Source organism: Xiashengella succiniciproducens, assembly GCF_023674465.1.
Lineage (GTDB): Bacteria > Bacteroidota > Bacteroidia > Bacteroidales > Marinilabiliaceae > Geofilum > Geofilum succiniciproducens.
Genome location: NZ_CP098400.1, coordinates 2369986 through 2383740 on the forward strand (window position 1 = coordinate 2369986; position 13755 = coordinate 2383740).

The 13755-nt window shown below is 42.6% G+C and carries 8 protein-coding genes; 7 read left to right on the forward strand and 1 reads right to left on the reverse strand.

Features of this window, described 5'->3' with window-relative positions; genetic code table 11:
• Nucleotides 1–94 precede the first annotated feature (94 nt).
• Nucleotides 95–2065: an alpha-L-arabinofuranosidase C-terminal domain-containing protein gene (locus M9189_RS09915; protein ID WP_250722835.1), complete on the reverse strand. Its 1971-nt coding sequence runs from the start codon at nucleotides 2063–2065 to the stop codon at nucleotides 95–97.
• Between the two features lie 174 nt (nucleotides 2066–2239).
• On the opposite strand from M9189_RS09915, the gene M9189_RS09920 reads away from it, so the two are divergent.
• From M9189_RS09920 to M9189_RS09950, 7 genes are all read left to right on the forward strand, one after another.
• Entirely contained in the window at nucleotides 2240–3073 is an 834-nt protein-coding gene (locus M9189_RS09920) for a hypothetical protein (protein ID WP_250722837.1), read from the forward strand.
• A gap of 150 nt (nucleotides 3074–3223) precedes the next feature.
• Nucleotides 3224–8869 carry an Ig-like domain-containing protein gene (locus tag M9189_RS09925; protein WP_250722839.1) on the forward strand — a complete coding sequence of 1882 codons (5646 nt, stop codon included), beginning with the start codon at nucleotides 3224–3226 and terminating at the stop codon, nucleotides 8867–8869.
• Between the two features lie 30 nt (nucleotides 8870–8899).
• Entirely contained in the window at nucleotides 8900–9835 is a 936-nt protein-coding gene (locus M9189_RS09930; RefSeq protein WP_250722841.1) for a PorP/SprF family type IX secretion system membrane protein, read from the forward strand.
• A gap of 1 nt (nucleotide 9836) precedes the next feature.
• Nucleotides 9837–11420, forward strand: coding sequence for a hypothetical protein (locus tag M9189_RS09935; protein WP_250722843.1), 1584 nt, complete (start codon nucleotides 9837–9839; stop codon nucleotides 11418–11420).
• A 105-nt stretch (nucleotides 11421–11525) separates the two neighbouring features.
• A complete protein-coding gene (locus M9189_RS09940; RefSeq protein WP_250722844.1) occupies nucleotides 11526–12131 on the forward strand; it encodes a hypothetical protein in 606 nt (201 codons plus the stop codon).
• Between the two features lies 1 nt (nucleotide 12132).
• Nucleotides 12133–12804, forward strand: coding sequence for a tRNA (5-methylaminomethyl-2-thiouridine)(34)-methyltransferase MnmC2 (gene mnmC2 / locus M9189_RS09945; RefSeq protein ID WP_250722846.1), 672 nt, complete (start codon nucleotides 12133–12135; stop codon nucleotides 12802–12804).
• 99 nt (nucleotides 12805–12903) lie between these two features.
• Complete coding sequence (locus M9189_RS09950; RefSeq protein ID WP_250722848.1) at nucleotides 12904–13713, forward strand: BamJ family beta-barrel-assembly machinery protein; 810 nt, start codon at nucleotides 12904–12906, stop codon at nucleotides 13711–13713.
• Nucleotides 13714–13755: the final 42 nt, after the last annotated feature.

Sequence of the window (13755 nt, forward strand, 5' to 3'; positions counted from 1 at the left end):
TTTTAGGGTGTGTGAAATAAATTTCGGCAAAGGTACAAAAATTATGGAAGTCCAGTATATCTGCTCTTAGTTATATGACTGTATTTCTGAAATGCTATTCCTTTTTTATCCTGATTGTAGTAACAGACATAGCTGGTACTTCATACTCCAGAACTGCCGCATTATTCAATCTCACCGGAACAGTAACAGTATGCACATTGGTGGGAGCATCAAAGGTATTCTCTGCATCCGGTGCACCTCTCAAAATAAAGCACTGTGCATCGCTGCCAATGCCTTTAAATCCAGAAAGGTCTGCTCTAGCCTTGCTTGGGTTCATCCCTGGATTGGCTATTTTGATAATTACGTCTCCAGTAGTGCTGTCATATACAGTTGAAGCCGACAACAGCGGGTCCTCAGTAGTAAATGTCACTAATCCATCATAATAATAGTCACCCTGATTGTTCATAAACATCTTCTGAACATAGTAGTTGGGTGTCAACACTATATTCCTGTTGTCAAAAAAGATAAGGTCAGTCGTCCACTGAGTATTACCCTTACGAGCCAGCAGCGGTGCATATGATGCCATCGATACTACATCACCGTTTCTTTCCAGACCAATCATGTAGGCAGCCTCTGCAACTGCATTCAGTATTTTATTACCCCAACTTGCATACTCACCCAGATAGACCTTAGGCCCCTCTCTGTCATAGCTGTCGTAGCGGTGGAGGTTAGCAAGCATCCAATCTGGCCCCTTGTAATAATGCTCATCAACTATGTCAATGCCCAGTTTACGACTAATCTCCCATCCCCTCTCAAAATCATCTCCGTCAGAGAAAGGTCCGGAAGTTCCAATAAGCTTTACCTCAGGATAGTTCTCCCTGATCGCATTCTGTATCATCCTGAAGCGTTCTTCAAACTCAGGAGTGATCTTCTCCTCATTTCCTATTCCGATATACTCGAGATTGAATGGCTGAACCCTTCCGGCCGCAGCCCTTACAGAGCCCCATTTGCTATCAGCCGGACCTTTAGCCCATTCTATCAAGTCCAATACATCCTGAATATAGGCATCCATATCTTCCATGCATATCGCCTGTTGACCCGCACCACCGATGACATGGGTACCGCCTGAATTTTGGCAGCTTACTCCGGCAGGAAGCACAGGCACTGCAGCTGCTCCTATATCTTCACAAAATTGGAAGAATTCAAAATAGCCCAGACCATAACCTTGCTGGTAGTTCCATATATTACGCTGGGCCTTGCGATGTTCTACAGGACCAACTGTATTCTTCCAGTCATATATATTGCTTATTCCGTCACCGTGAACAAGACAACCACCGGGGAAACGCATAAAACGGGGCTGTAACTCTGCAAGCACCTGTGCCAGATCGGCTCTCATACCATTTCGCCTCCCCATAAAGGTCTTTTCGGGAAACAGGGACACCATATCAAGTGCAACCTTTCCCTTACTCTGAGCCAGCACCAATAAAGCAGCGCTGTCACATGATACTTCCGGGGTTAATGTAAGTTCATATTTCTGCCATTCGCCTGATGCAACTTTCAAAGTTCCACCGGTCAGTGCTTTCCCTTTTGTATCCTGAAGCTGAATCAGGAAATCTACAGGCTCCTCACTCAACAATCTTGCGAAAAAGCTAAAGAAATACTGATCACCCTGATTCACGGGCATACCATCAAACCCTGAATTTATAATACCAACACCTGACAACCCCCTGATCTCGGGATAGGCCCCCACCAGTTCAATATCCAGTACAGCATAGGTCGGATTGTTTGGGTGAATTGGTTCTGATGTGCCTACATTAAGGTAACCTATTGAATAACCAGCCCTCAGGAAATCCCAACATGTAAAAGGATGCCAGCCCTTTTGCATTGCCGGTGCATATTCAAAGGACCTGTTTTGAACAAGCTCAGCATACAAGCCACCATCGGCTGCATAATTGATATCCTCAAAGAACAATCCAAACAGATTGCTACTTATGGGTTTGCCACCCACCGGCGGCTCACCGCCTTGACATACTTCTGATGTAAGAATGGATAAGACCATCATCAGTAAAAGGGATGCTATTCTCATGACCTGCCTTTTTTATTTAAGCTGAAAGTTAATATAAAGTATCCAAAAATAAATAAAAGTAATAATAACAGCATGGTTGACCTTTATATATCTCTGAGAAGTTTAACGAAACTTAAGAAACGTGACCCTTTGATTTTCCTATATTTGCGACACACCATGTAGGTATAGATAAAGATGGACAAAACATATATAAGGATATTTCAAGGTCTCACTTTGGTTTTGACTTTGGTTTTATTCTGGGGATGTACCCCATCTGCTGTAAAGTTTGCAGACGAGATGTATGAAGAAGCCAAGGCGCTAAAGGATTCAGGCAATTTCAATCTGGCCAAGATCAAGCTTGACAGTGTGATGCTACTTGCAGGCAACCAAAGTGAAAAAGGACAGGAAGCACGTAAGCTGCTTGCAGAGATTGAGATTGATGAGCAGGAGCGGAATCTAAGGTTTCTTGACAGTGCACTTGTTGAACAGGAAGCACTACTTGAGCCCTTAATGAAGAATTTCACTCTGAGCGACGAATATGGCAGTGAGAAACTGCTGATTCACAAAAGGCAGAAGCCGGAGAATAGTTACAACAGGACCTACCTAAGGGCCCATCTGAGTGAAGACGGCAATTTTTACATTTCAAGCCGTTACCACGGTTCTAGATGGATTAATCACAACAAAATAAGGGTTTACCTCGGATCAGAGTCTGTTAATTCAGAGGAAGTTGCTGATAATGGTATCGACATGAGACGCTTTGAGGATGGCGAGTTTAAGTGGGAATTTGTATACTACAAAGATGGGAAGGACAATGGAATTGTGGATTTCATTGCAGCCAATTCAGACAAGCCTCTAAGAGTTGAGTTTATTGGCAAATCGAGGGAATATATAATAATGGAACAATATGACCGGGAAGCCATCCGTGATGCATATGAGATATCATTTATACTTAAGGAGATAAAGCGAATCAAGGACGAGAAAAAGAAGTCAGAAGAACTTCTTAACAAATTAAGACCCAGCCATTTTTAGTCTTTTCGGACAAAGTACTCCTAAGTCTCCGGGGGATAATCCAAAATAACTCAGGCTTCACGTTAAAAAAGGCCGGGTTTATCAAAAAATCAAGCATCTCGTCGCAGGTAGTTGTAAATTTAGCTTTCGCTATCATGTAAACTGCCTGTTATGATCAGATCTCTGTGGATTTTCTTATTTGCGTTGATGGTTCAAAGTGCAATCGCGCAGGAAGTAAGACTTGAATTAATACAAAACGCTAAAGAAGGTGTTGGGAATGCAAAGTTCCAGATAATAGTTGATCCCGTATACGACTTTGAATTCACAGTAGATTTAAGCTATTCCGGATCTGCTGCACAATCAGTTGACTATACTCCAGTATCTTCTGTTACCATAGCTGCAGAACAAACCAGTGCAGAAATTGAGCTAATTATCATTGACGACGATATTGCTGAACCTACAAAGACAATATCAGTATCTATTACCTCAGTTAGCGACACTAGCGTAAACTATAACACTGCTTTATTGGATATTAATCTTGAAGATAACGATACACCTTCACTAAGTATTACCGGGCTCTCAATTAGCGAAGGTAATACATCTGGTCAGGGCAACTTCGAGATAAGTATGACTGGTCCTGCGCAGGAAACTATCATCCTTCTTTTCAACACTTCAGATGGAACGGCAGCTGCAGGCAGTGATTATGAAGGCATTACAAACCATAATGTTACAATTCCTTCAAATACAACGTCTGTCCTTGTACCTGTTACTATATTTGGAGATGCTGTTGCAGAGCCTGATGAGACCTTCATGGGCACAATTAGTATTTCCAACATTAACGGGCAGCAGGTCACAATATCTCAGCCCACCGCTATTGCAACAATCGAAAATGATGACTTTGCGTCCTTCTCAATAAATGATATAACTGTCAGCGAAAACGCAGGAACTGCTGTGTTTACAGTTACATTAAGTCATGCAGTACAAGGTGGTGCTACCGTTAAATACACAACAAACCCAGTATCTGCTACCCCAAGTAATGACTTTACTGCAACCAATGGAACTCTGACCTTTACTGGAACAGCAGGTGAAACTAAAACCATCAGCATTCCAGTAGTAAACGATGCAATAGCTGAGCCTACAGAGACATTTCAGGTAATACTATCGGATCAGACAGGCTATGGCGTTTCAATTGCTGATGACACAGGTATTGCAACGATAACTGATGACGATGCCGTAACTATCAGCTTAGCCGGCTTTACTGTTACTGAAACGAATACCTCTCAAACAGCCAACTTCACCGTTACAATGAGCGGGGCTGCACAGGAAGCTGTTGAACTGCTTTTCAATACTTCAGACGGCACAGCGCTTTCAGGCAGCGACTATATTGCTGTTCCTGGTCAGACTATATTGATTTCTGGCGGTCAGACAACTGTGGACATTCCGGTTACTATTCTGGGTGACGAAATATCAGAGCCAGAGGAAACGTTTACAGGTATTATAAGTATAGTCAATATAAATAATCAACAAATCTCAATAGCCCAGGCCTCTGCTGTTACTACTATTAATGACGATGATATTGCCAATCTGGTAATTACAAAGACTGCTGGCAATACCGAACCTAATGTTGGCAGTAATATCACTTTCACGATAAAAGTTAAAAATGAAGGCCCTGGCAAAGCCTTTTCGGTTGTTGCAACAGACATCCTGCCTTCAGGGTATGAGTTGGTTTCTGCAACAACGGTGACAGGTACATGGACTGCCCCAACATGGAACATAGGGGAACTTGTTTCTGGATCAGAAGTCACCCTGATCATAGTTGCGAAAGTGCTCAGTACAGGAACATATAATAACACTGCAAGTGTCACTTCAGTGACAACTGACCCGCAGAGCAGCAATAATATTGTTACTCTGAATGTAAATCCAAAACCTGTTGCCGACCTTGCGATTACCAAGACAGTCAACATCGCCAATCCAAAGATTGGTGATGATGTAGAGTTTACAATAGTTATATCAAACGCCGGTCCCAGTACTGCAACTGGTGTGACAGTAAACGACCTGCTTCCTGACGGCTTCCTCTTCAAGGAATATACTGGAAGTGGTACCTATAATTCATCTACAGGGGCATGGAACCTGGGTAATATTACTATGGGAACTTCTGTTGAGTTAAAGATTAAGGCTACAGTAAAACTGGGGGTTAACTACACCAATTCAGCTACGGTAACAGCTACCGAACTCGATACCAATCCCGGAAATAACGAGGCATCAGTTTCGGTAACAGTTGGAAACAGTGCCCCGGTTGCAACCGACGATCTTTACACCACAAATGAAGATCAGACTCTTGCAGTCAATGCTCCCGGACTCCTTGAAAATGACAGTGATCCGGATATGAATCCACTTCAAGTCACAGGTTTTACAATAGCCGGAACTACTTATGTAGCAGGTCAGACTGCAGTCCTACCAGACTATGGTTCACTTACTATTTTTGCGAATGGAAAACTGGAGTATCTGCCCAAACTAAACTACAATGGTACTATTCCGCTCATAAACTATTCAATTTCTGACGGTACACTGTCTGCTACAGGAATCCTGTCAATTATTGTAAATCCAGTAAATGACCCGCCAGTAGCAGCCAACAACCTCTACACAACTACTGAGGATATTATCCTGGATGTAACTGCTGCTGAAGGAATCCTCATCAACGACAGCGATCCTGACAACGACAATATTAGTGTTACAGGTTTCACTATTGGTGTCACCAATTATAGTGCCGGTAGTACAGCGGACCTTACCCAGGGGAAAATCATTGTCAGAGCAAACGGAAGCTTTACATTCACACCAGGAGTTAATTTTTACGGTCTTTACCCGGATATCTTTTACAATATAAGTGATGGAGAGTATACCGCTAGCGCAAGACTCAGAATAATGGTCAATGCAGTAAATGACCCTCCAGTTGCACTGGATGATTATATCTATACTACAGAAGGCACAGGCATTATTTTCGACATCCTTGCCAATGACAATGATGCAGCAGATGGCGGAAACGGAGGTTTGGCAACAAATACTTTAAGAATCACCAAACAACCTTCAAAAGGAAGTATTATAATACTGGCCAACAAGAACATAAGCTATAGTCCGCATTTGGGCTTCTTTGGAAAGGATACTGCTGAATATGAGATATGTGACCTTGGTTATCCTTTGCCTGCACAGTGTACTACTGCAAAAATCTTCATCGATGTAACGCGTCGCTCCCCGCTTGCTGTGGATGACCTCGCCTCTACTGATGAGGATACACCGGTAACCTTCAATGTGCTTACAAATGACGTTGATGATGACATTATGCCCGAGACTTTCACTATTGTGAATCAACCCACTTCCGGAAATGTTGTTTATCAAGGCAACGGAGTTGTAAAATACACTCCTGCACTCAATTTCAATGGCAGTGACTATTTCACCTATACAGTGCGGGATGCAACCGGCCTAATAAGTAATGTGGCACGTGCGGATATTAATGTCCATCCAGTTCCCGATTCGCCAGTATCCACAAGCAGACTTTACTCTACAAAGGAAAATCAATCTGTAGTCATCCCAATATATCAACTCGTAAGTGACCCTGAAAATGACGTAGATTATTCAACTATTGTAATTGAAAACTCACCCGGCCATGGAAGTATTAGTCTGGGTGCTAATGCCGGTGAACTGATTTACACACCTGAAGAGGCTTATTCAGGCAATGACAGCTTTGACTACAGTGTGGCAGATGCAACCGGACTTAGGAGTAACGTCTCGACAATCAGTATTCAGGTTACCAATCAGGCTCCTGTTGTGGTTAATGACAGTTTTACTGTCAATGAGGACGAGGCTACCGAACTGGATGTAGTTGCAAATGATACAGACCCGCAGGATAATATTGATCCATCAACAATAATTATTGTCACCCAACCTGCAAACGGAATTGCTACAGTTGACCCTGTCAAGGGAGTAATAATTTACACCTCGGCACTCAACTACAATGGCAATGATTCACTGGTTTACAAAGCATGCGATGAAACAGGCTATTGTGGAGAAGCGGCAGTATTTATTACAGTCCTTCCTGTCAACGATGCCCCTGTTGCGGTGGATGACAACAGGACAATACTAGAAGACAATCCCGTATTCATGGATGTTTTGTCAAATGACTATGATGTTGACAACGAAAACGAGCAGCTAGTCATCACAATAGCCCAACTACCATCTCATGGTACTGTTCAGGTAGCTACCAACCCCAACGGTATTGTTTATAGTCCTTCACATGACTACAACGGAAGCGACAGCTTCAGATACAGGATTACCGACCCAGATGGTGCCTGGGGAGAGGCTGTGGTCAACATTACAATAAGTCCTGTAAATGATGCACCACAACCATCCAGTGACAGCTACAGCAACATAAATGCAGCAGGTGCAACACTAAGAATACTGGATAATGATGTTGACCCAGAAGACAATATTAACCCGGCATCTGTTACAATAGTCACGAATGCAGAGCATGGGACAATTACTGTCAATACTGATGGAAGCGTATTCTATCTGCCGGATCCTGAATATTTTGGAGATGATGCATTTGTTTATTCAGTCTGTGATACTGAGGGAGCATGCAGCCAGGCTACAGCTACCTTGTGGGTTACCGCAGGTAATGGTCCTCCGCATGCTGAAGATGATTATCTGACTCTGAATGAAGATGAGCCATTGTTGTTTAACCCGCTTGATAATGATAGTGATCCCAACAACAATATTGACCCCCTATCCCTTACAATTCTTGAAGCTCCGGCACATGGCACTATTGATTATTCAGGGGAAAGTGGAGATTTGATCTATATTCCCAATCCAAATTATTATGGTATAGACAAGTTGGTTTACACATTCTGTGACCTTGGTCATCCGCCACTTTGTGCTTCAGCATCCGTATTTTTCACAATAAATGCAGTGAATGATGCTCCTGTCACAGCTAATGATGAGATTGCCATGTTTGATATGTCAATTGCATCAATCAATGTGCTTGACAATGATTCAGAAACAGAGAATGAGGCAATGTCTGTCTCAGCAGTAAGCGAATCTCCGACAAAATTTGGCACATTCACCTTAAGCGCAGACGGTAGCTTCGAATATAGTTCATATCCGGGAGCATACTGTAATACCGACACAATTATATATAGAGTATGTGACATTCATGGGGCATGCTCAGATGCACTGATTATTATCAGCATTATGCCACTTGATAGCGATGGTGATGGCATACCCGACTTTGTAGAAACGCTGGATCGTGATACTGACAAAGACGGAACTCCCGATTATCTGGATACTGATTCAGATAATGACGGAATACCCGACTACATAGAATCGGGAATAAGCGATGCATGTGACAACGACAGCCCAGTTGATACAGATGGTGACGGAGTTCCCGACTACCTGGATTTGGATTCAGATGGTGACGGAATGCCTGATGCGTCAGAGGGCACATCCGACTGTGACGGAGACGGGACACCCAACTATATCGACGAATACGACGACTGTGCCGACAGATTACATATGCCCAGGTACTTTATCCCAGCCCTTGAATCAACCTGGAAGATTCAGGGTATAGTAGACTATAACGACAACGAACTGTCAATCTTCAATAGATGGGGAGGTGTAATTTACCATAAATCGCCCTATGATAACAGTTGGGATGGAACAACAAACCAGAACCTATTTGGCTCAGGCAATCTTCCCGAAGGTGTATATTACTACATCCTTAGAGTGGGTAATGACTATTACAAGGGAAGTATATATCTGAAACGATAAATGTTTTGATAAACGGTGAAAACAAAAATAATGAAGCGCTCAATCTATAAGATACTGATCCCTTTACTGTTCTGTGTGCTGCCCCATGCAGCCACGGGGCAGCAGGATCCTCTGCTGACACAGTATATGTTTAACACACTTGCATTTAACCCTGCCTATGCCGGAACCTCAGGTATGTTACATGCAATGGTTACATCAAGGCATCAATGGATTGGATTTGATGATGCACCTTCTACACAGACCTTCACTATCCATACCCCATTCACTGCAAAGAGCTTTGCAACAGGGCTTACATTTATCCGCGATGAGATAGGTCCCACAGCCAACACATCTGCCTGGTTTGACTATTCTTACCACCTTAATCTATCACGTTCGGTAAAGCTATCATTAGGACTGAAGGGTGGATTCAGCCATTATAAGACCGACTTTTCAAAACTGATAGCAGAGGCGTCGCCAGAGGAGGCAGCCTATTTTGAAACCCCGGAGGCACAGATGCTACCCAACTTCGGATTTGGAACCTATCTTTGGTCAGACAAGTTTTATCTCGGAATCTCTGCCCCACGACTGCTTGAGAATTCGGTTGAAAACGAGGTAGTACCAGGTTCCTATACTATTGACGAGAAACGTATCTACTTATTAATGGGAGGTGTAGTATTTCACATAAATCAGGACTTTGTACTTAAACCATCATTTATGTTGCGATTGAATGAGAGCTCCCCCCTTTCAGCTGATGCCAACCTTACCTTGTTTATCAAGGATAGGATAAGCGCCGGAGTATTTTACAGAGATCCCAAGAGTGCAGGAGGTATAGTAAGTCTGAAACTTGGCAATCAGTTTTCTATCGGTTATGCATATGACACAAGCTTCGATAGTCTGGCATCCAAATTTGGCAGCTCCCATGAATTTATGATAGGTTTTGAGTTTAGTTTCAAAAAAGATAAAGTGCTAAATCCAAGATATTTCTGATATGAAAAGGTCTCAGACACACTGTTCGTTCCAGGTCAGGTTGCATAGACCCTCCGTACTGCTAAGGCTTATGCTCATTGCATTTATGATACTTGGTTTTTGCATGACGCTCCCGGCCCAAAGCAAGGCACTCCATAAGGCAGACAAGGCCTTTGGACGCTTTGACTATTCCAAAGCATTGAATATCTACCAGAAACTGGAAAAGAAAAACGAGTCAAAATATTACGTCACCAAGAGGATTGCCGACTGTTACCGCCTGTTGGATATGCCTACCCATGCAGTGGAATGGTATGAAAAAGCTATTGAATTTCATGATGTGGATGCTGAAACATATTATCACCTGGGGCAGACTCTAAGAACCTTAAAAAGATATGAGGAATCAGATATATATTTAAACCGTTTCAGGGCAATAACCCGGACCCAGACTCCGCAACAAGGATTATCTCCTGAAGAATATCTAAGAACTGTAAGATCTGACTCAGGTAGGTTTGAGATTGTAAAGCTCAGCATCAACACCCCTTACTCGGAAATTGGACCTGCTCTCTATGACGGAAACAAACTTGTTTTCTCGTCAAACACACCTGAGAACAGTGTGGTCAGATACCTTGACTCACGCAATAACAAACCATTCTACAGTCTCTATGTTGCAGAGCTGGAAGAACTGGCTACTACAGGTATTCCTACTCCCTTCCTGCCGAGGATAAGAACCGAACTAAATGATGGTCCAGTAAGTTTTTCACATGATGGAAACCTAGTCTATATTACACGCAACACAGTGCTGACACAAGAAGGGGTCAGCGAACTTGATATATTTACTTTATCAAAGCGAGAAGGTAAATGGAACACAACCCTTGCAACCCTGCCACTTAAGCTAAAGGGTTATTCTATTGCTCATCCTGCAATCAGCCCGGACAACCAGAGGCTTTACTTTGCCTCAAATATGCCCGGTGGTTATGGAGGCATGGATTTGTATTATAGCGAACTTAAGGGAGGCTTTTTCTCCCAGCCTGTTAACCTGGGTCCGGGAATCAACACTGCAGGTAATGAGGTATTCCCCTTTGTTGATACCAACGGAAGACTGTTTTTTGCTTCTGATGGATTGCCGGGGCTTGGTGGACTTGACATCTTTGTTGTGTTACCTGGTGAATATGGTTTTTCAAATCCACATAACCTGGGTCCGGACATCAATACTCCTTATGATGATTTCGGTATTACCATCCTATATGATGACAGCGGTGGCTACTTTGCATCAAACAGGCCCGGAGGTGAAGGAAGTGACGATATATATGCCTTCCGCACTTTGGTTCCACTCAGATTCACTCAGATACGGGGAACTATTACCAACGATATCACAGGTGAAGCAGAGGAAGCTGTATCCATCAGCATATTTAAGAAGAATGGCATTCCTGTGGCCAACCTTGAAAGTGATGAAAAGGGCAATTACTCCTTCCATCTACTTAGTAACGAAGAATATACAATTTACTTCCGCAAAAGGATGATGCAGGATATAGAGAAATCAATCAAACCTTCTGACATGAAGGCATTCGGAACACTTAACCTCAATATCAAACTGGCTCCAAGATAATTTTTCCTAGCAATAGTGCTGAAAACAGAATTTTTTGAAACCGAAAAGCTTTTTCATCGTTATAGCTGGATAATTATTTTGTTTGAAAATCACAAAAGGAGATTTATGAGTGATGAGTTAAAGTCAAAGAGCATCTGGGGATTCTTCCTCAGCATCAAGAGTATATTACTGTTTTTCCTGGTTTTTATATTACCACTTGCAATAGCTACCTCTATTCAGTTTGTACCAGGTTACTGGATAAACGGTGCGTATATGTTTTTTGCTGTATCAGCCATTATACTTACAACAGAAGTAGTTTTATACTTATGGATGTGGGCCCTTGGCAATGCTTATTATAAGGCATCACCGGTCAGAGAGATGTTTTCCAACAAGGCATTCCGTCTTTTTGTTTGGATTCCACTATTGGTCACAGTATTGTTTATAGCATTTTGGGTCTATGGAGCATCTACGATTTATATGGGAAAACTATCTGCAGCCAACATGTTGTATTCCACACTCCTATATGCCATACCGCTACAGCTTATATTTATGATTGGTAAGTTTTACTGCTTTTATTTTACAGCCAAACTGTTAAAGTCGGCAGAAACTGGTAAGAAAGCCAGGTTTGAGAATTTCACCAAAGAGTTTATACTTCTGCTCTTTTTCCCCATAGGACTCTGGTTTATTCAACCCCGCATCAATAAGTTGTACAGGCAACTGACAATATGGTAAAGTGACAGAAGAAAGGGTCTTAAAGATTTCGGAAGACGGCAGTGCCACCTTATATGTCCCATCATTTGATGAGCATTATCATTCGTGGCATGGAGCCATCCAAGAGTCCTTGCATATATTTATCAATGCAGGACTTGAGCAATGTAGTGACACAGATCCTTTAACTATATTAGAGGTGGGCTTCGGAACAGGGCTCAACGCCTTACTCACACTAATCCATAAACCGACATCCACAATTCAATACCATAGCCTTGAAAAATACCCGGTTGCTTCAAATCTTGTGTCCCAATTAAACTACCCCGAACTCCTGGGTTCAGGTCAACTGCGAGACCTGTTTGACACAATGCACAGTGTTGAGTGGGACAAAGCACACAAGCTCACTGATGACTTCTATCTTACAAAACACTGGTGTGACTTTCAAGATTTCAGGTCGGACCTGAAATTCAACCTGATTTATTTCGATGCCTTTGGTCCGGATAAGCAGCCTGAATTATGGACAGAGGCAATGTTTGCCAACATTGCCTCAATGACTGCTCCCGGAGGAATCCTTACCACATACTCGGCCAAGGGCTCAGTTCGCAGAGCCTTACAGGCTGCCGGCTTTTGGGTCGAAAGACTTCCCGGTCCTCCCGGAAAAAGACAGATGATCAGGGCTACATATCAGGGTGTTTGAAATCTTCACGGAAAATTTTCCAATTGCATAATTTCACTGTAAATTCGCAGCATTTGAAGTATTAACTCATAATTTATTGGACTTAAATCTGAGAGATCTATGAAAAAGTACTCTTATGTCATTGGCATCTTTCTGCTTATTGCATTGTTACCTGCATGCAGGTTGAAAGTACCAGGATCGGGCAAGGTTGAAATGAAGAATACTGTCGATAGCGTTAGCTATGCATTGGGCTTCATGAGTGCTAATCAGTATATGATGAACTTTGAGCGTATCCCATTTGACACACTGGACAGAAAGGATCTGGCACGAGCCTTTTCAAAGTCAACATTGAAGAAGGAATATGTCGAGTTTATGAAAAACTCATTTGGGGAGTTTAACGAGGAGATATATCACACTGCCTTTATCAATAAAGTAGCCTACAACAAATCCTACTTTAACGAAATGGACGCAGATATTTTCCTTGACGGAGTTTACCTGGCAAGGCAAAGAAAACTGGAAGAAATGCATAATGCAAAGGCTGACAGCAACCGGGTAAAGGGCAAGGCCTTCCTTGAAGAGAATGCAAAGCGTGAAGGTGTGATACAACTTGAGAGCGGCCTCCAATACAAAGTGTTAGTTGAAGGCAATGGCCAGACTCCAACAGAAAACGACGTTGTAAAAGTACACTATAGAGGCACCTTAATCGACGGAACCGTGTTTGACAGTTCGGTTGAAAGCAACGAACCTGCTGAATTCAAAGTAACAGATGTCATTAAAGGTTGGCAGGAAGCTCTGAAGATGATGCCGGTCGGATCGAAGTGGAAGCTCTATATTCCTGCAAACCTAGGTTATGGTGAAAACGGCAGCGGAGAAAAAATTGGTCCCGAAGAAACTCTGATATTCGAAGTAGAGCTTATTGCAATCAAATAGAATCAACTCTGGTAAAAAATAAAAGGGGATCCAGCCGGATCC